This is a genomic window from Flavobacterium sp. KACC 22763 (assembly GCF_028736155.1).
In the GTDB taxonomy this organism is placed as follows: Bacteria; Bacteroidota; Bacteroidia; order Flavobacteriales; family Flavobacteriaceae; genus Flavobacterium.
On record NZ_CP117879.1, the window covers coordinates 2,958,389 to 2,979,545 of the forward strand.

The window sequence follows — 21,157 nt, forward strand, 5'->3', positions numbered from 1 at the left end:
AAAAAAATCCAAATTCCAATTTGTTCCGAAACTTCGGGATTGGAATTTGGAATTTTTAAAATTGGAATCTAGAACTAGTTGTTTTGTTCTGCGATTGTCGATTTGTTCAGTTTTACGATTCTAATTTTCTTATTGGTATTATCTGATAAGAAGATACGATCATCAAGCTGCGCAGTTCCTACGATAGTCCCAAACTTATTCTCGCCAAAAATATCTGAAGCATTTAAAACCGCTTTGTAATTCTTTCTGATAAATTCTTCTTTTGGATACAATCTTAAATACGATGTGCTTCCTTCATTTTCTGAAGTTACTGCCCAATCTTTACTGAAAGAAACTGCAATTGGCTTCACATCTACAAACTGCAATTTATCAGGCTCAATCGGGGTTGTTAGTGAGTTCTTAGCATTTGCTTTAATGTTTGCAATATCATAGTACAAATAACTTTTGGCATCTCTTCCTGCAACCACAAGATTTCCGCCATACACATCCATAGAATATACTTCTGTGTAGCCATTTAAGGTATTTAATTTAGCGATTGGTTCTAAATTCCAATTGCTTGTCTCGGTAATCTGAGAAGTTTCAAATACTTTAATGCTTTTTTCTTTTTCCTTTACGAATATCAATCCGTCTTTTACCGCAACGCCAAAAACGTGCACAAAAGTCTGCCACCATTGTCCGTTTCCAACCGTACTGATTCCAGCATTTGTAGTTTCATCAAAAACAAATAATCTAGATTCTGTACTTCCAACATAAATACGGCCGTTATCAACAGCAACCGAAGTCAAGCTTGTAAGCGGAATTGTAGTTGTTCCTTTTGTATATTCTTTAATTGTTTTAATATGCGCTAATGTAAGAGCATTAAAAACTTCTAAAACATTTCCGTTAATAACATATAGTTTTTCGTTTGCAACTGCAATTCCTTTTGGATCAAAAGCCTCGGTACTTCCAGGAATATTTTCTGCTGTTATCGAAGCTTCATCAGTTGGGTAATAATAGCTATAATCTTTGGTCTCATTGTCGTCTTTGCTGCAATTGGTAAAAAAGCAAAGAGCAAATATCAGTGGCAAAATATTTTTCATCGTTGTTTTATATTTTAATTCCATTTTCCTTCGCCTTTGTATTTGACTAAAAATGGATTTTTCGGGTCTATTTTAAATACTGGTTTTTTATAAGTTCCAGTTACATATTTTGTTTTCGCATACGTTTTTAAAACGTCAGGATCTGTAAAAGGAAGATCATTCAAATGAATTAAATATTTATAAAAATCAGTCAGCATTCCCTGTTGGCCTCCGCCTTCTCCACTGTTTGCCAAGTTACTGCTGTGGCTAAAACCAATATGATGTGAATATTCATGCGACCAAACCGACATTTCTCCAACCCAATGTCCAGTTACGTAGCCCGATTCCCATTGCGATGCCAGATTTCCTCCACCCCAAGCAGAATCTCCTCCAACCATTGCCATGTAAACGGTTCTTTTATCTAGATAATTCCAGTATATTTTTTCAATTTCTTCTTTAGAATAATAATCGTAAACACCATCTACATCATCAGCATTTCCGTGCCAGTTTAACGCGCCGTTTATTCCTGTTCCAGCTGCAGCTGCCTGTTCTTGTTTGTATTTATCAAAATTGGTGAATGTGCTGTAATACAATGGATGGCTCAAAGCATAAGAATAGTTGATAATCATTGTGATTGCTTCTTTTGCTAAAGCGGGATTCATCGGAAGAAATTTACCTAGTTCATTAATATGGTATCCATCATGAAATTGAACTAAATGATTTGATTTTATCTTTTTGAATTTTTGAAATAAAGGATCATCCGATTCAACTGAGAATTGAATTGCTCCAGAAGAAAATCCTTCAATTTTTTCGATCGTCACCGTATTTCCTGTTTCTAATAAATAATCGTTTGCTTTTTCTGTTAAAGGAAGTTTATGAAACGAACGGTGAAAAGCTGGTATTTTAGAAAAGGTATAAAGCACAAATTTTTTATCGTAATTTGGCAGTTTCGCATAGATCTTCACATTTGTAAGTCCGACTGGAGAATACAAAGAAATCTGTACAGAATCTTTTCCTTTCTGGATAACCTGAAGCGGTTCGTTTACTCGAAACCATCGATCAGCTTTGTCATACATTTTTGAAGGACTTTCGTCATCTTCAAACATAGTCATAGGTTTATTTTCTGCAGGTAAAGTTGTGGCATCTATAGTTGGCAGATAATTCGGCTTGTACGAATCTGCATCGTCACTACAGCCCAAAAAAATACTTGCCAATAGGGCAAATACAAAAAAGTGAGTGTTTTTTCTCATCAGTATGTCAGTAGGTTTGGGGTTAAATATCCGTGCAAAACTATAAACATACTTTGTATATACAAGGAAATTGCAAGAAAAATACCAATCAAAAGTTTACTGAAAATATTTTTTAATAAACTCCCACTATACTTAAAGGTCAGGTTTTAAAGTTTCTATTCCCTAAAATCTAAAGTTTTGATTGTAGCTAAATCAGAATCAAATTGTACAAAACTTGCAGGAAAACCTATCTTGATTTTTCCTACTTTTTCTTTCATGCCAATTGCAGCGGCAACTCTTGTGGTTGCCATTTTTATTGCTTCATCGGTAGAAACATGTAGACGATTATAAGCATTTTGTACAGCTTCTGTCATTGAGATTGAAGCGCCTGCGAGATTTCCATCTTCGTTTCTGTAAAAGCCGTCTACTAAATGAGCATCAAAATTATCCCATTTAAAATTGGCTACTTTTCGTCCTAAAAATGTAGCATCGCTGATTAAGAAGAATTTTTCTTGTTTTAGCTTATATGCAATTTTAGCAGCAGCATAATCACAATGCACACCATCTAAAATTACTGGAGCATAAACTTCTTCGTTCTCAAAAACTGCTCCTACTAAACCAGGTTCACGATGCCCAAACTGTGTCATCGCATTGAATAAATGTGTTACAAGATTAATTCCTTTTGCGAAATATGGCTGTGCTTCTTTATGTGATATTGTCGAATGTCCGATTGAAATTGTGATACCGCTTTCAATCAGCATATTTAATTGTTTTTCGGTAAAACATTCTGGAGCTATCGTAATGACTTTGATAACGTCTTTCCCTTTGCTTATAATTTCTTGAAGTTCTTCATCAGTAGGTTTTCTAACCTGATCGATGCTATGTGCACCACGTCTCTGCGGATTTAGAAAAGGACCTTCTAAATGCATTCCGATAACGCCATTATTGTATTTTTTCATATAAGAACGAACCGCTTCAATTCCTTCTAAAATGGTTTCTTTTGAAGAAGATATCAAACAAGGTAAAATATGCGTTGTGCCGTATTTCATACTGGCATCGTAAATATCCTGAATGGTTTCTTCATTGGGAGTCTGGCTGAAGTAATATTTTTCCCCGCCATTAATTTGAATATCTATAAATCCTGCTGAAAGATGATTTCCGTTTAAGTCAATTATTTCAACATCATTTGGAATTTCTTTTTGAACCGAAATAATAGTTCCGTTTTCTACAACTACAACTCCATTTTCTACTATTTCTTCTCCTGTATGTACGACAGCATTTATAATCGCTTGTTTCATTTTGTTTATTTCTTATAACGTTCCAAAGTTAAATATTATAAGCTTTAAGCAAAATAAACTATTTTAAAATCACTAGAAATAATTTGGTTAATCTGCGCCTCCGTCAACGCTATCAAATGTTTCGCGCTCTTTTGGTTTTACGCTATATTTTAATGAAACCATTGGTCCGTAGTAAACATCAAATTGCGTTCCGTTGGTTCTTAGCTGCATTTGTCCGATCACGCCTGCTAAGAAGTGGATATTTGGCGTAATTCCAGCAGTATAATAAACCGATAATCTAAAAATGTCAAAATGTTCGTCGGCATAATCTTTAGAGGCAAATTTCAGCATCAATTCGGTATAATAGCCAATATTTGGCGCTAGAAAAATTGGTTTTTCTTTGCTTTGTCTTAAATAATGATTGACTCCAAAACGTGCTCTTATTCTAGGTATTGTCTGGTGATTGCCGTTTCTGTCATCAAAAAACTTGGTTTCAAATCGCACTTGTTCAAAAAGAGATCCTTTGGGCATTTCCTGTGTATAGGTTCCCATAACAATAAGCCTGTTTTCTAAAGTTTTGTAATTTCCCGCTTCTTCTATTGCATATTTCTGATTGTGTGCATATCCGAGCCAAAGCTTCATATTTTTTAAACCAGAATAAACAATCCACGGTCTTATTACTTTTCGCTGTGTATATTCGAAAGGATTGCCGTTTGTGTAAGCGCCTTGAGTAACGAGCTGCATATCTGCCTGACCGCTCAAATGCCATTTTTCTATTAACGGAAACGCAACATCAACTTCGCTTATAGATGCTGGAATAAATCCCATTGTGTAAGGAGCATCTTGGGCTTTTAAAACTTGAGAAAGGATGATGCAACAGAATAAAAGAAAACTCTTTTTTAATAAACTCATAATTCGTCAATATTAAATTACACGGCTTCGAAATAAGAAAGTCTATCAAATTTAAATAAAGATGTTTTTTACTTTAAAAAAAAGCGGTTTCATGTTATAATATGAAACCGCTTTTTAAACATTTTTTCAAAACAAAAAAGCTTTAGAAAAATATCTAAAGCTTTTTTTAAACTCAAATTCTGAAAATTAATATGATGCAGATTGTACAGGCTACATATTTTTTTTTAATCTGGATTTGCCAATATTTTGTACAATTCGGCATTCGACAGATAAAACTGATTCTCTAAACTTATTTGCGACAATTTTGCGCTGACCAAATTGTTTTCTCTTGAATTGATCAAGAAAATTGAACTTTCGCCAAACGAGAATAATTTTTCTTCTGAGTTTAGCATTGTCATATAATCTTTTACAAGATTGTCAATTACAACTTTCTGCTTTCTTAATGATGCAATTTCGGTCTGCTGTGCTTTAATTTTATTTTTAAGCTCCAAGCGCTGTTGTCCAATATCAAACTGCATATCCTGAATTTTCAGTTTTGCCATTTTCAAGCTTCCGCGTTCTTTTCTTAAGAAAATCGGGAAACTGAAATCGATATTAAACTTATAATCATCGGCATTGAAATTATTCCAATAATTGGGTTCTGAAATATAGTTATAACCTACATTTATTTTCGGAAGCAACGAATTGGCTTTCAACTGGCGATTAACTTCTAGAATATCCATTTTTGTTTCTAAAGACTGAATTTTTGGATGCGAATCTAACGATTCCACATCGACCATCATGGCATCTGTCTTTAGAGTTTCTTCTATAGTCTGAATTAGATTCTGCTCTGGTTTCACCAAATCTCCTAACTCAACTGGAACATTTTCAATCCATAAAAAATTAGCCAGTTTCAGTTTTGCTTTTGCTAATTTCAGGTTTCCGTTTTCAACGTTCAGTTCTCTGTTTCGTACCGTAATTTTGGCTTCAACGCTGTCAATTGCTGGTGCGTCTCCAGCAGCGATTAGTTTTTTAACTCCTTCAAAACGAGTGCTGGCAAAACCTAGGTAGTTTTTATACAGTTCGGCTTCGTTATAACTTTTTCTCCATTCAAAATAAGCTTCACTTGCTTGGTACAAAACTTCGATAGCTCTTAGTTTTCTTTGAGCATCACTTAGTTTTACATTAAGCTTTCCTTCACGCACATCAGCCATTCTTTGGTTAATGAACATTCCCTGACCTAAAGCAACGTTAATTCCTAGCGAAGTTAAACCTGCTTCTGGCGTTTTGTTCTGCGGATTGTAATATTGCCCTTCTGTATCGTCAAAACCTGCTTTAATTTCAATTCCGTACCAAGTAGGGATTTTGAAACTGCTGTTTAATAACGAATAGTATTCTGTGCCTTTAAATTCTTTCTTATTGTAATCTACTTCAATTTTTGGATCAAATCCGCCTCGAGCCAGCATCAATTTTGCCTGAGCATTTGTGACTTCAAGATTGGCTTGTTTTACCAGCGGATGGTATTTTTTTACATATCCCAAATACTCGATAAAAGTAAGTTCCTCTTGATTAAAATTCTGGCTCTGCAGTGTAGAAAAACTCAATAGAAATAAGAAAGAAAACAATTTTACAAGATTTCTCATTTTACTTTTTCTCCTTTCCTTTTTCTTCTTTTTCTCCTGAATTATAATAGTTTGGCGGGAAACCATTTAAGTTTCGCCAAATCTCATACCATACCGAAACGGTTTCTAACAATGCAATACTTTGTGCTCCTGCACCAATACTCAATTCTTTTGGCCAATGGCGATCTTCTCCATCTGGCGAAACCAAAATTCTGTATTTTCCGTTCGGGCTAATGAAGTTCTCTATCGCTACCACTTTACCTCCGTAAGTTCCGTAAGACAATCCTGGCCATCCAGAAAACACGATTCTAGGCCAACCGTCAAACCAAACACGAACTTTTGCACCTTTATGTACCAGTGGCAAATCGATTGGATCTACATACGTTTCTACCGCAATATCATATTTAGATGGCATGATGCTTACTACAGGAGTTCCTTCTTTGATTGTTTCTCCAAGACCAGCCAATAAAGCGCGGTTTACATATCCGCTTTGTGGCGCTGTAATGTAATACAACCCATTTCTTAATCTGTAATTGGTATATTGGTTTTCTAGTTTGTTAACCTGAGCTTCTGTATCGTATTGCGTGCTTAAAGCGGTAAACTTATCGCTTCTCGATTTTGATATTTTCTCAGCATATTCAGCCGTAATTCTACTGATTTCTACTTTTGCGTTTATCAATTCGTTTTTACTGCTCAGCAATTTGTTTTCCTGAGTAATTACATACGCTTCAGACTCTTGCAGTTTCAATCTTTTCTGCTCAACATCTGTCATTGGTTTTAAACCTTCTTTGTTTAAAGCAGTCGAACGGTCAAACTGCGTTTTTGCAATTCGAAGCTGTGTTTTTACCGCAACCAAATCCATACTGTCGCTTTTTATTTTAAGCTGCGACTGACGAATTTTATTCTGTGCCTGCTGCAGTTTCAATTGTCTTTCTGCGTTTAAAGACTGCGCCTGAACATCAAGAGAATTTACTTTATCGCTATACGATTCTGCTGCCATTTTTTTGGCATCTACCTGCTGTTTGGTATTGTCAACCAAATTAGGATCTAAGTAATCTTCTTTGATTTCTGAAATATAAAGTATCGTATCTCCTTTTTTTACATAATCGCCTTCTTTAACAAACCATTTTTCGATTCGTCCAGCAATGGCATTATGCACCGTTTGCGGTCTTTGATCTGGTTTTAAAGTGGTAACAGAACCTGTTCCCGAAATGTTCTGTGTCCAAGGCAGAAAAAGGCATGCAACACAAAAAATCAAAAATCCGATTATAACTTTATTTAAAATTTCATAATGAGGTCTTCGGGCAACGCTTGTAATCGATTTGTATTTGCCCGGCGTTATAAGTACGTTGTTATCTTTAGATAGGTTGAGCATGATTAAAGCTTTATGTCGTTAATAATTTTTCCGTCATCAATCGTAATCATACGACTGCATTTGCTTTTCCAAACATCATTTTTAGAAGTTACAATAACTGTCCAGTCATTTTCATCAGAAAGTAAAAAATCAACAATTTTACTCGAAGTAATTTCGTCCATTTTATCAACTGGGTCTTCTAAGAATAAGATATTTGGTTTCCCTACAATACTTCTTGCCAAAAGAATCTTTTGAACATCAGAAGCAGAAAGTTCTCGACCACCGGGATGGATTTGATTCTCCAGTCCGTTCTCAAAAGTTTTAATGTACGGAGTTAATCCAACATTATCTAAAGCCCATTTTAAATCATCACTATTTAATTCTTCATTTCCAAAAACAATATTCTCGCGAATGGTTCCTGCAAAAAGTGTATCACCTTGCAAATATGTTCCTGCTTGTGCTCTATACGTATCTTCATTAAGACGATTCATATAATTATCAGTCACATACATGGCTCCGCTTTCTGGTTCTAATACACCCGAAAGAAGTCGTAACAAGGTACTTTTTCCTGCACCATTTGTTCCTGTAAGAATGATTTTTTCTCCTTGAGAAATTTTCAAATTAATATTCTTAAGCGATTTTTTATTGTGTTCTGGATAAATGTAGCTGATGCTTTCGGTTTCGATATTGATTCCTTTTTCTGTTTTGTCTGAAGTCTGCGGAATGCACGAAATTTCCATATCGGTCACCTGCCCTATTTTTTCAACAGAAGTCAATACATCATAGAAAGACTCCAATCCGAAGATGATTTTTTCTACCGAGTTGATCAATAATACAATTACAATCTCAGCTGCTACGAACTGCCCTATGTTCATTTGGTGGTGAATTACCAGAAAACCACCGATCGATAATAAGGCAGCAGTAACAATTACTTTAAAAATAGTAAGCTGAATGTATTGTTTTTTCATTACCTGAAAGTGCTTTTCACGGTAATTGACATAGTTAGTTACGTAACCATCATTTCGTTCCAAGGCATATTCAAAAGCTCCTTTTCTGCGGAAGCTTTCTCTATTTCTTGCAATTTCCTGAAGCCATGCTGCAACTTTATATTTAAACTTTGATTCGTTTAAACTAGTTTCTAAACCGTCTTTGTACGAAAATTTAAAAATGACATATAATATGACAATAAAAAGGAGTCCGATTACCATAAAGAAAGAATGGTAAAGAACCAATAAAATGATCCCCAGACCAACCTGAAGAAATGCTGTACAGAAATCTAATAAAAGTTTGGCTGTTCCTTTCTGCACCATAAGCGTATCAAAAAAGCGATTGGCTTTTTCGGGAGCATACTCTGAGTACATTTCTTTAAATTTGATTAAGGGCATCCTATAAGCAAATTCAAATGAAGAACGAACAAAAATTCGCTGCTGCAGATTCTCCACAATACGCAGCTGTAAAATGTTCAGCACTCCTCCAAAACCAACGCCAACCGTCACTAGAAACACAAGAACGATCCACGAGACGCTCAGCTGTCCGCTTTGAATAAAATTAATAATAGCTTGGATTCCCAAAGGCAGAGAAAGATTTACTAACCCTGCAAACGCAGCATAGAAGATAATTTGATACACATCGCGCTTATCTAGCTGCAATAAGTTGTAAAATCGTTTGAATGGTGTCATGAATTTAAGTATAAATACAAGATTATTACATAGAATAAATATACGGCAAAAACCGCATTAATGGATTAAGATTTTTACCCTAATCCTTAAAAAACAAGTATTTATGAATTCAACCGAGGAGGCGGTATGTCTATTTTACCATGAAACCCAAACGAGAAGATTGTATTATCAATATACTTTTTCCCTTCAGATTCTATTAAAAAATAAAAATTAGGCATTAGCGATTCTGATGAAACCAGATATTCCATTAAAGGAATTCCTTTTGCCAATTTAGCCGTTTTAGTATCTTTTGTTTTGTAATCGTCCAATTCTTCTGGGATTCCGTCACATTTAAAGATTTTTTTCAAGAAGTTGCAAGTAATGCCTTTTACGGTATAAGTTTCAGCATTATCGCTTAAGATTCTCCCAACGCTATTAGAAATATTTAAACTACTAATTAGAAAATAGCCTACAAGCAACGCCTGAAGGCATTTACATAAAAAGCTATTTTTAATTTTGTTCAACATACTCTAAAAAGGCTAAAAATTTAATTAAATCACATCGTTTTGAATCAAAATCTCCAATGATTTAAGGCATTTACTGTAATTTTTATGAGCGCGCAAGTTATACCCAATTTTTTTCTGGAACATTAAAATAACATTAGAATTTAGAATCATTCAAAACTTTAAAATTATATTAACAAGGCATTCTTACAGGGTTATCGGTATTATGTAAAGATCAATGGCAATTCTATTTTCTACCAATGAAATGTTACTAACGGAACATGGAAATATGCAAAAAAGCGGTTATCACATTTTGTGATAACCGCTTTTTTGCCTTACGGCAAGGAATCATTCCATAGGAATGTTTTATTGATAAAACGTAAATATTAGCTTTTCTCAAAATTAGAAACCCCTTTTTTAAGCCAATTCAAATATTCTTCAATATCTGGATTATAAGCTGAAGTTTCGTTGAGCGTTTCTCCGTTATGATCTACTAAAACATAAAAAGGCTGTGCATTGGTTTTGTAAGTCAGCGTTTGGAATTCGCTCCATTTCTGTCCTATATATTTTAATTTTTTCCCAGTTATCTGAGAAGTAATCTGTTCGCTCGGATTCAGTTCTCTTTTGTCATCTACATAAAGTGAAATTAAAACCAAATCTCCTTTTAATATTTTCTGAACCTTTTCGTCAGACCAAACATTGTCCTCCATTTTTCGGCAGTTTACACAGGCGTGACCTGTAAAATCTATCATAACTGGTTTTCCTATTTTTTTGGCATATTTCATACCTAAATCATAGTCAGTAAAAGCCATAATATTATGCGGTCCAAGCTCTGCTCCTTCTGGAAGATTTTGCGTTATTTCGCTTGAAGAAACATTATTCAAACCATTCGGAATTTCGCTGTAATGCATTGGCGGAGGAAAACCGCTAATCATTTTCAGAGGCGCGCCCCAAATACCTGGAATTAAATAAATGGTAAAAGCTAGAACCAAAACTCCTAATCCTAGTCTTCCAACGCTTATATTGGAAACCGGACTATCATGCGGCAGCTGAATTTTTCCGAATAAATAAAAAGCCAGTGTTCCAAAAATAGCAATCCAAATTGCCAGGAACGTTTCTCTTTCCAGCCAATGCAATTGCAGAACCAAATCGGCATTAGAAAGGAATTTAAACGCCAAAGCCATTTCTAAAAATCCTAAAAATACTTTAACCGAATTTAACCAGCCACCCGATTTTGGAAGCGAATTCAGCCAGCCCGGAAAAGCGGCAAATAAAGTAAATGGTAAAGCCAAAGCCAGAGAAAATCCAAACATTCCGACAAACGGAGCAATTCCTCCGCGAGAAGCTGCCTCAACCAATAAAGTGCCAACAATTGGTCCTGTACAAGAAAAAGATACAATTGCCAAAGCTAGAGCCATAAACAATATTCCGACGATTCCGCCTCTATCAGCTTGCGAGTCGACTTTGTTTGCCCATGCATTTGGAAGCATGATTTCGAATGCGCCCAAAAATGAAAACGCAAAAATCATTAAAAGCACAAAAAAGATCAAATTAAACCAAACGTTTGTAGAAAGCGCATTAAGCGAATCTGCTCCAAAAACCCAAGTTACGACAGCACCCAAAAAGATATAAATGGCAATAATGGCGATTCCGTAAAAAACGGCTTTTCTTATTCCCTGCGATTTAGTTTTACTTTGTTTGGTAAAGAAACTCACCGTCATCGGAATCATCGGAAAAACGCAAGGCGTTAGCAATGCCGCAAATCCAGAGAAAAATGACAATAGAAAAATCGTCCATAAACTTCTAGATTCAGTTTTTGGTTCTCTTTTTTTGATTTCTTTTTGAGGTGTTATTACAGTTTCAGCAGGAACAATTTCTTCTGTTTTTTCTTTTATTTCGGTAACCGAAGAATCAATTACAGCTGTTTTTATTTCTTCTTTTACTGCTGCTTCTATTAAAGTTTTCGCTTTCGCGGAAGGGCTAACGGTAAACTCCAATTCGTCTGAACTTGGCGGAAGACAGTTTTCATCATTACAAACCATAAATTCAACCTCAGCTTTGATTTTGAAAGGTCTGGACGAAAGTATCTTAACTCGCTGTCTAAAAGTCGTTTCTTTTTCAAAAAACTTAATCTGCATTTTAAAGACAGGATCATTAACCGTTTTCCCCTTTTCTTCTTTTACAGCATCCGTTAACTGAAAATCTGCGCTTTTAATAAAATTAAAATGAGTTGGAATCGGACCTCCGTCTGCAACTTCCTGACTATATAAATGCCAGCCCGATTCTATAATGGCTTTTGCCTGCAATTCGTATTCAGTATCAGAAATTTTCTCGACACTGGTTTTCCATTTTATGGGATTGTATATCTGAGCCTTTACGAATATGGAAAACAGCAGGAAAAAGCCCAGTAAAAAAATATTCTTTTTCATGGGTAAAAATCTTTAAAAAGAGGGTTGAATAGCAAAAAACAACCCTCTAAGTAATCCGCTATACAAACTAAATTGCTTACTAATCCAAAATAATTATTTGATAGGGAAATACAAATTAAACTCTAGTAAATAAAAAGGGTCAGATTATTTTAATGGTTTAAAAACTACTTCATAAGAATCTGCTTTGTTCAAAAATGAATTGGCAAATTCTTGAATGTCTTTTGCAGTAATGCTTTTTACAATGTCTTCGTAATTTTTTGGATCATTCATGTCATACTTATTCTCAAAATAATTCTGAAGAAGATTCAAGCTGTAAGTATTAAAGTTTTTACTGTCTTCTTTTAACTTCAAATAATTAGTTCTGGTTTTCTCAATATCTTCTGCAGGAATTTCTCCTTTTTTGATTTTATCAATTTCTTGATACACAATTGGCAATAAGTGTTCTACTTTATCTGCATCGCAATCAAAAATAACATTCATTCCAATTTTAGAAATTGGGAATTTTTCTAAGCTTGCCGATACATGCGCTCCATAAGTTCCGCCTTCTTTTTCGCGGAGACTTTCTGTATAACGCAAGGTTAAAATATCAGCCAAATAAGAAGTCAGAATTCTGTTTTTTTGACTAAAAGCGTACTCTTTAGAAAATGCAATTCGAACAGAACTTTTTGGTGTTTCCATTTTAATAAAAACATCCTTGTCAATTTTAGGTGCAATCCAATTTGGTGTATCATTTTTAAAACGTTCTTTACGTTTTATTCCTTCAATACTTGCAATGTATTTTTCCAGCAATGGTTTTAAAACTTCTGGAGTTACATCACCAACAATAAAAAATTCAAAATTTGAGACATCTGAAAAACGATCTAAATAAAATGATTTCATTTTTTCAAAAGACAAATCATCAATGAACTGCTGATTCATGATGCGAATTTTTGGATTGTTTTTTCCATAAATTGCAAAAGTTAGGCTATCTTTCATTTTAGATGAAATATCGTTTTGTCTATTTTTTAAAGAATTTTGCATTCTCTGTTTCAGCAAATTGTATTGATCGACATCAAATCTTGGTTTTGCAAATTTTAAATAAACCAGTTGCATAAATGTTTCTATATCCTTAGTATTGGAAGAACCAGAAACTGATTCGGTTAAGCTAGAAACATCTGCAGATACCCCAAGAATTTTCCCTTTTAATACTTTTGACAGTTCTACATTAGATAGCTCTCCAACTCCTGACATTGCTGCGAAATCTGAAAGTGAGTTAATTGATGGTAAATCTTTAGCTTCATATAGAGAAGATCCTCCAAGACTTTTTGCTTGCAGCAAAACTTGTTTCTTATTTTTATCAGCAAATTTATAATGCACTTTTACGCCATTGCTCAATACAAAAGTTGTCGCATCGATTGCCTTTTCTTTTTTCTCTGAAACAATTTTCCCTGAATTTATTTTCAGATCCCCTAAAAGTGTTTTTCCTTCAAAAGTGTCCACATAAGGCTGTAACGAAGCATCATTTTCTGCTTTCTGAATAATATCAAAAGCTTTTTCCTCCGTTAGATTGTTTTCGTTTTCTACACCTGTAACGGTTACAACACGATTTTGTGCGGTATATAATTTACTTATTTGCTCTTGAAGAATTTTTGTATCAACATTATTCAAAATATTTTTTACCATTTCAAATTCTGCTTTTGGATCGGCAATTACCTCATGGTTCAAATAATCATCTTTTACCATTCCGATAACTTGCTTATGCGAAATCTCATTTAGCTTTTCTAAATAATTTTCGTAGCCCGAAATAGTCTCTGTAATGGCTCTTTCGATTTCTCCTTTAGAAAAACCAAATTTATAAGCTCTAACCCATTCGTTCATTACCATTGCAAAAGCTTCGGCTTGTTTTTCTGGTTTTGGAGAAACACTCGAAATCCAGATATCATTTAAACGAGTATAGTTTTGATATCCAATTGAGGCACTTTTAAATGGGCATTCTTGTTTCTGCGCCAGTTCTGCCAAACGATTATTTAGGATAGAAAAAGCAAGACTTCTTTGGGTAGATTTTTCTAATTCAGCATAAGTATTTGTTGATTTTTCAGCTGTATGACGAATCATATAGCTAATATTCGAAGCCGAAATTTCTTTGTCTAAAGCCAATTTAAAAGTTGGTTCTACTCTTTCTGGAATCGCAATTTCAAAACGCTTTTTAGGATTTACTGGCGTCGGAATATCTGCAAAAAGCTTTTTGATTTTTGCTTCAATTTCGTCTGCATTAATATCTCCTACAATGGCGATTGCCTGCAAATCTGGGCGATACCAATCTTTATAAAAATCTTTTAAAACTTGATATTTAAAGTTCTTTACAATATCCATATCGCCAATCGGCATACGATCTGCATAAAGCGAATTGTTATAATAATACGGTGCAAGCTGATTGTAAATTCTAGCTCTTGCATTTTGTCTCGTACGCCATTCTTCGGTAATTACACCACGTTCGGCATCGATTTCTTCATTTGTAAGCGATAAGAAATTAGACCAATCGTGCAAAACCAATAAACAAGTATCAACTACTCCGCCATCTTTTGACGGAATATTGTCTAGGTTGTAAACGGTTTCATCTGTGCTTGTATATGCGTTGATATTTCTCCCGAAAACAGCACCTTGTTTTTGAAGCGTATTCAGGATTCCTTTTCCTTCAAAATTTTTCGTTCCGTTAAACGCCATGTGCTCCAAGAAATGCGCCAGACCTTTCTGCTGGTCATTTTCTAAAATCGAACCAACGTTTTGAATGATATAATAACTTGCCGTATTTTTATTGACATCTGTCGGATAAATATAATACGTCATTCCGTTTGGCAGCACACCTTTTTTTATTTTTTGGTTGACTGCAATCGGATCTGTTGCTTTAAAGTTTTGTGCTTGCGCGAAAGTTAAACTTCCGATAAAAAGCAGTAAAACTGATATTTTTTTGCTGTATTTCATAAAGCTATTAATTAACTCTTCAATAATTTATCCAGTTGCTCTCTCAACTCTGGATTTGACGGACGAAGTGCATCTGCATTGATAATGTTTCCTTTTGGATCAAACAATAAAAATCTCGGAATTGCATTTACATCATAATTCTTAGCCACATCAGAACTAAAATCTTTATCAGCCATTAACTGAATTCCTTTTAATTGTTCTTTGGTAACGTAATCTTTCCATTTTTGAGCATCTTTTGGCTTATCTAACGAAAGACTTACAAAAACAATATTTTTTCCGTGATAATCTTCTTCGATTTTTTTCATGTGAGGAATCTCTGCTTTGCAAGGTCCGCACCAAGTTGCCCATAAATCGATGTACACAAATTTACCTTTAAAATCTGAGAAAGAAACTGGTTTATTATTAATGTCATTGTATGTAAAATCTAAACCTTTCTGTCCTACATTTTTATGCAATACTTTTTCATATTCTAATAAAAATGCTTTGCTTGCATCAGAAATCATGAAAGGTTTAATGCTTGGCGCAATTTTTTCGTATTCTTCAATTTTCATTCTTGAAGTGGCAACTTCTTCACGAAGGTAAACATCTTTTAAAGCTGGATCTGTAATATGCGTAATTGATTCTGTTAAATCTAGACGTTTTGGTTTCTCACCACCATTAATGGTTACGTAGAAAAAATAATTTGTCATTAAAGAAACTCCATTCGCTAATTTCAACAAATCTGGATCTGTAAATTTCTTGTCTGTCATCCATGTTTTGATTACTGCTGGACGGTCGTCTTTGTCTGGGAATGCGGTTCTTGGCATTCTGAAAAAAGTATATGTTAATTCTTCGACATCTGTTGCAACGGCTAATTTTAATAATTTATTGAAATTAGCATCTTTCGTTTTAATAGATTTTGAAAATTCATCTGCTTTGGCAAGACCTTTATCAATAAATGGGTAAAATTGCAAATACGTTATATTTTCACCCAAACGGGCAAAAGGAGCAAACTCATTGTAAATTTCGTTTGCTTTTTGCACCAAAGCATTTTGTCCAATATTCTTTCCGCTTAAAACATAATTTGTTTTATTAACTACAAGATTAATATCTAATTTAGGTTCTAAATACAAACGAATTAATTGGTTTCTACTTTTAAATTGACCGTAATCTACATAATAAAAGCCAGCAGCTGAAACTGGTGTCATAAAGCCAAATTCCCCCAGCGAATTAACTTTTGCGGTAGCAGCAACAGCTGGCTTTCCATCTTCAACATTGTAAAGTGTAATTTCTTTTGCTTTGAAATCTGGAATTGAAATTGTTCCTCTAATTACTGCATATTCTGAAAGGTTTGCAGCAAAACTCATTTGAACCATGATGAAGGTTAAAATGAAATAAAAAATGTGTTTTTTCATTGTTTCTTTGTTTTTTGGTTGATAGTTTTAAATTGAAATTCTCATGGATTGATCTCCTTGTTCGATAATAAAATCTTTGCTTTCTTTAGTTTCTTTCAGTTTTTTAATATTTTCAGGATTCAATAAATCCTTGGTCTCAAAATCATTGATTTGTGTGACTTTTGCATCAATTTTGACTTTCTTCAAATCTTCATTTTCCTGATCGATAATTCTCTTTATCAGAAGATTTTGGTTTTCGTCAAAATCTAAAATGAGTCCGCTTAAATAGAAAGAAGAAGTCTTTTTGAAATTTTTATTGGGTTCTAGATAAACCGTTTTATCCAATAAATTGATTGTAAAATTGAATCGTCTGATTAAGTCAATTCCGAGAGAACCATCGGCGAAAGCCCAATTTTTATTGGCTTCGTCATATTCTTGCAAAGCAATTGTTACGTTTGGAAAATTGTTTCCGTTTAAACCAACATTTGGAATAGCGCCACCAACAATTCCCGTTTGTTTCCCTAAACTGAAATTGACTGATTTATATTCGGTCTTTAGACTTGCTTCGAGATTATTTTTATGGTTGAAAGGCCCATAAGCAATTAAATCGTAACCTGCTCCAGTATCAAAAGTGAAACTGCCTTCGACTGTTTTTTTATCTTCAAAAGTCAGATTCATTTTTACTACCGGAAGTCCCGATTTATAATCAAAAACCAATGGCTTTGCTTTTCCCCAATACTTAAAATTTCCGAAATTGTACAAGTCAATCGTCATCGTATCAAAATTGACAGAAGTAATAAAATTGCGAAGCAGATTCGCACCAAACAATCCGTCGTAAACTCCATGTTTTGGAAAAATAACCAAACCTTGATTTTTCAGAACTTGATCGCCAATATAAATAGTGTTATCCGCAGAATAATCTACCTTCTGACTTCCGCCAACTACAGAAGCCGATTTGCTTTTGGTAACCACAACTCCAGCTTTGTATGCGCTATCTGGATTAAGCGCCATTCCGTCTGCACCAGTATCAAAAAGCATTAAAAATTCACGATCAGCTTTGTTTAGTTTTATTTTAATGGCGATTCCGTTTTCGATAATTTCAAACGGAATGCTTGCTACTTCTTTTACTTGTGCGTGTCGGTCAACTCTGTATAAAGAATCGAAAAAAGTCACGTACAGCATTTTATTTTCTGAGTTGAAAACAATTTGAGAGGGCTTTTTTTCTTTTCCATTAAAGCAAAAATCTACCAAGACAAAAGTTTCATTTTTAATCGCCACAGACTTTCCAATCTGAATTGAGTCTAAAGCAGGAAATGCTTTAAAAATACCATTCAGATAAAATTCGTTTGAAGAAGAATCTCCAACGCCAACAGTAAACTGCGGCGCTAGAAGATCTTTCATTTCATTATAATTTTTGTTCTGAAAAGCTTTTTCGAAAGTTTTAATAGATTTCTGAATGTTATTTTGAGCATGAATTGTACAGCCAAAAATCAGCATTAAAAAGAATAGTATCTTTTTCATTTCGAATTACTTTTGTGCTGCATTTGGTTTCACTACAACTTTTTCTACTCCAAAATCTTTTAATAAAATACCCGAATATTTGGCAAACTCTTCTGGCGTATAAAGTTCTTTCGAATCATTTACCAATTCTGTAAATCCTTTCAAATCGTTCTTTTTTTCGAACTCTTTTTTCTTGCGCTGTAAAATACCGAATACATGAGTTGTCACATTCCATGTTCCGTAATCTTTTGCTAATTTTTTACTGTTAAAAAGAAATGCATCATCATATTGTTTCCCTACTCTTAAACCTGTAATAATTACGAAAGAAATTTCGTCAGAAGCTGCTCCAGATTTTAAATATGTATCGATAACATCAAATGGAACATTTCTTTTTCCGTCTAGATAGGCTTGTTTGTAAAAATCAGGATACTCTTTTTCCTGAATTTCTGGGGTATACTTTTTGAAATTTCCTTTTTTAGCCGCTTCTTTTGCGTTTTGAAGCAAGGCTGTAAATTGCTCTACGTTATGAAAACCGCCTGCAATATCAATTACTTTTCCCTCTGCATTCATCAATAAAAAAGTCGGAAACCCTGTAACGCCATATTTCATGCATAGCTTTTTACCAATTTCTTCTTTCAAAATATCTGATTTGAAAGTGACAAAATCAGCATTTAAAACTGCTGCAACTTTTGGATCTGGAAATACTTCTTTATCCATTTGTGCGCATGGCATACAGCCTGTAAAATACAAATCGACAAAGATTAATTTTTTCTCTGTTTGTGCTTGCTTTTTGGCTTGTTCCCAACTTTCTTGGGTCGATTGCGCTTGTACTTTTACGGCAATAGACGGACAGGCAAGCAGCAAAACTGCGCTTGCGATTCTAATAAATCGTTTCATAAAATGTGGTTATTTAACCGAATGAATTTTGAAATTCATTCGGCTTTGATTTAACAATTTTTAATTATCTCGCTCGGTAAGCAACATCAACAATTCTGCACAAACCAGAGTAGCTATAGTCAAGTATCAAATTTCCATTTACAGGAGGAACTGTAAATAATTCTAATTTTCCTGATGAACCATTGTAGCTTCCAACAATTATTTTTTTATTGTACAACTTATTAGCTCTTGCATTGCAATCTAGATAAGTGATTTCTTCACTGCCTTTGTCGAGCATTAATTTTGCAGACTGCGTTCCGTTATCGTATTCATATAGTTTTCCTCCAACTGCATAAAACAAGTAACCAGAATCTGGACTTACAGCAAATTTTGTAGCTTTATCAAAATCTGGTGCGTTCAAGATTTCTTTATAATAAGTTTGCGCTAAAGCTTTATTGAATCGCAGTAAATGGTATTTACCTGTTGTAACATTCTTTAGAACTGCAAAATTTTCAAAAGAATTATATGCAGAAGTTGTCATAAACACTAAATCGCAGTTGGTATTGTTCCAATCCAAAACAGTTGTAGAACCAGAAACTGGAGGCATTATAGAACAATTTCCTTTAACAACATTCAAACGGGCAAAACGACGCAAATCTTTATCAAATAAAACTGGCGGACCACCGTATCCTTGGTTATCTGCTATAAAGGGTGCTGCATAAAATGGTTTCGTTTCTGTATCAAAAATATTATTAGGCAAACCATATTTAACTTGCTGCACTTTTACGTAACTATAAACATTTCCTTTGCTGTAAATAAGATTTTCCGCAGGACCGGCCGATTTCATAAAATCAACGCCAAAATTGGTATCAAAAGCACTGCCAACACTTTCGTAAGCAATATTTTGAGATTGTTCCCAAGCAAAAGAATCTGGTTCCAATCTTGCTGTACCTGTTTCTGTAGAAGTAACATAAATTCCGTAAGCATTGGAAGTTGCAAGGGCAGACCCAAAACATTCTACATCAACGGCTTTCCCACCAAGTTTTAGATCTGAACCAACAGCGTCTAAAACATCATTAATAATGCGTGTAGGACCATTTGGTATTATAGAAACCATATCTAATCTAGGTTTTCCATCAGCATCGCCTATTACAAGCCAGCCTTCATAAATTGCCGAAACTACATTTAACGTAAAATAGTCCTGTTGCTTTTTAACTCCAGTAGTTTTATCAGTAACTAAATAATCCTGTTGCCAAGTAACTCCAGTAACTTTGTCTGTAATTAGGTAATAAATCTTGTACTGTCCAGGAGACAATTTTATTGTGGCATCAAAATCTTTTGTTGTTCCTATAACGGTTCTAGTTCCTTTTAACGCAACCCATTCAAATGTATAGCGATTAGGATCAGTCCCATCATCTTTGGTAGGATTCAAATTTGGAGATACTTTAAAATTTTCTCCAGTATAAACAGTATACTCATTTTCGATACCAGTTACATTTAAGGTATTAATATCAGTATAATCGTAATTGCCTTCATCGCTTACACAGCTGTTCGCTAAGATTAATAGGAGCAACGCAGCGATTTTAATTTGTATCTTTTTAATCATTTTAATATGTTTTATATGAAATGAATTTGATAATTTATGGAAGGAACATTTCTGTGCCATCTTCTTCATAGATTGTATTTCCAGATTTCTTCTGATCTGCTAAATAACGTTTCATAAAATTTTGATAATACGTAACATCTGGAACCGTTAATCCAGGAGAACCCAATTTCTGGGCAAACATTTCTGGCTCCAAGTGCATAAGCTCACACATTAAAAAGAATTTTTTGGCGGTAAAAACCCCCAAATAAGCGGCAAACCATCCTGGAGGCTGTGTTAATTTATCATCGAAAGTTATTTTAGATCGAATAAAACTCATGGTTTTCCCTGTAATAGAATTCACCACTTTTGTCTGCATTTTTGTGGTAAACCATTCATTTTCTTCAAGATTTAAAACCAATGTATACTGATTGGTTTTCATATCTGGAGTTCTAAAAAAAGTAACATCGACTGTATCCACATGTTTTCCTGCATGAAGGTAAATTTCTTTAGGAAGAGAGAAATGAGTTCCTTCAATCGCTGTGCTTGATGGATCTACAGTAAGTTTTACTTTTCTATCTACATCGCTTAGGTTTCCTTGAACCCTAATTGGAATTTTGAAAATTCTTCCTGTAATAGCTGGTCTATCTAAACTGAAACTAAATCCTGTACTATCACGAACAGGTTCGCTGATTCCATTAGGAGCATACAAGGCATTAGAAAAATAAATATTATCAGTCTCTTGGTATGTTTCGATTTCTTCTTTCTCGCAAGATGTAAATCCTAAAAAAGAAACGAAGATTATACTTAAAATCAATATCTTATTCATATTTAATCTTTTAAA

At 34.2% G+C, this 21,157-nt stretch carries 15 protein-coding genes; all 15 read right to left on the bottom strand.

The window, feature by feature from the left end:
- Nucleotides 1-74: 74 nt before the first annotated feature.
- Nucleotides 75-1,079, bottom strand: a complete 1,005-nt coding sequence (locus tag PQ463_RS11840; RefSeq protein WP_274253885.1) for an NHL repeat-containing protein — start codon at nt 1,077-1,079, stop codon at nt 75-77.
- A gap of 14 nt (nt 1,080-1,093) precedes the next feature.
- The gene (locus PQ463_RS11845) at nt 1,094-2,308 is read right to left on the bottom strand and encodes a hypothetical protein (RefSeq protein WP_274253886.1); all 1,215 of its coding nucleotides are present in this window, start codon (nt 2,306-2,308) and stop codon (nt 1,094-1,096) included.
- 155 nt (nt 2,309-2,463) lie between these two features.
- Nucleotides 2,464-3,585, bottom strand: a complete 1,122-nt coding sequence (gene nagA / locus PQ463_RS11850; protein ID WP_274253887.1) for an N-acetylglucosamine-6-phosphate deacetylase — start codon at nt 3,583-3,585, stop codon at nt 2,464-2,466.
- An 87-nt stretch (nt 3,586-3,672) separates the two neighbouring features.
- Entirely contained in the window at nt 3,673-4,476 is an 804-nt protein-coding gene (locus PQ463_RS11855) for a DUF2490 domain-containing protein (protein ID WP_111426492.1), read from the bottom strand.
- Nucleotides 4,477-4,700: 224 nt separating this feature from the next.
- Nucleotides 4,701-6,098, bottom strand: a complete 1,398-nt coding sequence (locus tag PQ463_RS11860; protein WP_274253888.1) for a TolC family protein — start codon at nt 6,096-6,098, stop codon at nt 4,701-4,703.
- A gap of 1 nt (nt 6,099) precedes the next feature.
- Nucleotides 6,100-7,452 (bottom strand): HlyD family secretion protein, encoded by a 1,353-nt coding sequence (locus PQ463_RS11865; RefSeq protein WP_274253889.1) that lies wholly within the window; start codon nt 7,450-7,452, stop codon nt 6,100-6,102.
- A gap of 2 nt (nt 7,453-7,454) precedes the next feature.
- Complete coding sequence (locus tag PQ463_RS11870; protein ID WP_274253890.1) at nt 7,455-9,110, bottom strand: peptidase domain-containing ABC transporter; 1,656 nt, start codon at nt 9,108-9,110, stop codon at nt 7,455-7,457.
- A gap of 101 nt (nt 9,111-9,211) precedes the next feature.
- Nucleotides 9,212-9,616, bottom strand: a complete 405-nt coding sequence (locus PQ463_RS11875) for a hypothetical protein (RefSeq protein WP_111426496.1) — start codon at nt 9,614-9,616, stop codon at nt 9,212-9,214.
- Nucleotides 9,617-9,978: 362 nt separating this feature from the next.
- On the bottom strand, nt 9,979-12,021 hold the full coding sequence (locus PQ463_RS11880; RefSeq protein WP_274253891.1) for a protein-disulfide reductase DsbD family protein: 2,043 nt from the start codon (nt 12,019-12,021) through the stop codon (nt 9,979-9,981).
- A 144-nt stretch (nt 12,022-12,165) separates the two neighbouring features.
- A complete protein-coding gene (locus PQ463_RS11885) occupies nt 12,166-14,982 on the bottom strand; it encodes a M16 family metallopeptidase (protein ID WP_274253892.1) in 2,817 nt (938 codons plus the stop codon).
- 11 nt (nt 14,983-14,993) lie between these two features.
- A complete protein-coding gene (locus PQ463_RS11890) occupies nt 14,994-16,376 on the bottom strand; it encodes a TlpA family protein disulfide reductase (RefSeq protein ID WP_274253893.1) in 1,383 nt (460 codons plus the stop codon).
- 27 nt (nt 16,377-16,403) lie between these two features.
- Nucleotides 16,404-17,876, bottom strand: a complete 1,473-nt coding sequence (locus PQ463_RS11895; protein ID WP_274253894.1) for an aspartyl protease family protein — start codon at nt 17,874-17,876, stop codon at nt 16,404-16,406.
- A gap of 6 nt (nt 17,877-17,882) precedes the next feature.
- A complete protein-coding gene (locus PQ463_RS11900; RefSeq protein WP_274253895.1) occupies nt 17,883-18,752 on the bottom strand; it encodes a thioredoxin family protein in 870 nt (289 codons plus the stop codon).
- Nucleotides 18,753-18,816: 64 nt separating this feature from the next.
- Nucleotides 18,817-20,337: a PKD-like family lipoprotein gene (locus tag PQ463_RS11905; protein ID WP_274253896.1), complete on the bottom strand. Its 1,521-nt coding sequence runs from the start codon at nt 20,335-20,337 to the stop codon at nt 18,817-18,819.
- Nucleotides 20,338-20,371: 34 nt separating this feature from the next.
- A complete protein-coding gene (locus tag PQ463_RS11910; RefSeq protein WP_274253897.1) occupies nt 20,372-21,142 on the bottom strand; it encodes a DUF4843 domain-containing protein in 771 nt (256 codons plus the stop codon).
- Nucleotides 21,143-21,157 lie beyond the last annotated feature (15 nt).

What these genes read in the sequence shown, in the direction of transcription:
- PQ463_RS11855 (WP_111426492.1), bottom strand. Translation starts at nt 4,476, where the DNA reads ATGAGTTTATTAAAAAAGAGTTTTCTTTTATTCTGTTGCATCATCCTT.
- PQ463_RS11890 (WP_274253893.1), bottom strand. Translation starts at nt 16,376, where the DNA reads ATGAAAAAACACATTTTTTATTTCATTTTAACCTTCATCATGGTTCAA.
- PQ463_RS11860 (WP_274253888.1), bottom strand. Translation starts at nt 6,098, where the DNA reads ATGAGAAATCTTGTAAAATTGTTTTCTTTCTTATTTCTATTGAGTTTT.
- PQ463_RS11900 (WP_274253895.1), bottom strand. Translation starts at nt 18,752, where the DNA reads ATGAAACGATTTATTAGAATCGCAAGCGCAGTTTTGCTGCTTGCCTGT.
- PQ463_RS11910 (WP_274253897.1), bottom strand. Translation starts at nt 21,142, where the DNA reads ATGAATAAGATATTGATTTTAAGTATAATCTTCGTTTCTTTTTTAGGA.
- PQ463_RS11895 (WP_274253894.1), bottom strand. Translation starts at nt 17,876, where the DNA reads ATGAAAAAGATACTATTCTTTTTAATGCTGATTTTTGGCTGTACAATT.
- PQ463_RS11905 (WP_274253896.1), bottom strand. Translation starts at nt 20,337, where the DNA reads ATGATTAAAAAGATACAAATTAAAATCGCTGCGTTGCTCCTATTAATC.
- PQ463_RS11875 (WP_111426496.1), bottom strand. Translation starts at nt 9,616, where the DNA reads ATGTTGAACAAAATTAAAAATAGCTTTTTATGTAAATGCCTTCAGGCG.
- PQ463_RS11870 (WP_274253890.1), bottom strand. Translation starts at nt 9,110, where the DNA reads ATGACACCATTCAAACGATTTTACAACTTATTGCAGCTAGATAAGCGC.
- PQ463_RS11880 (WP_274253891.1), bottom strand. Translation starts at nt 12,021, where the DNA reads ATGAAAAAGAATATTTTTTTACTGGGCTTTTTCCTGCTGTTTTCCATA.
- PQ463_RS11865 (WP_274253889.1), bottom strand. Translation starts at nt 7,452, where the DNA reads ATGCTCAACCTATCTAAAGATAACAACGTACTTATAACGCCGGGCAAA.
- PQ463_RS11845 (WP_274253886.1), bottom strand. Translation starts at nt 2,308, where the DNA reads ATGAGAAAAAACACTCACTTTTTTGTATTTGCCCTATTGGCAAGTATT.
- nagA (WP_274253887.1), bottom strand. Translation starts at nt 3,585, where the DNA reads ATGAAACAAGCGATTATAAATGCTGTCGTACATACAGGAGAAGAAATA.
- PQ463_RS11840 (WP_274253885.1), bottom strand. Translation starts at nt 1,079, where the DNA reads ATGAAAAATATTTTGCCACTGATATTTGCTCTTTGCTTTTTTACCAAT.
- PQ463_RS11885 (WP_274253892.1), bottom strand. Translation starts at nt 14,982, where the DNA reads ATGAAATACAGCAAAAAAATATCAGTTTTACTGCTTTTTATCGGAAGT.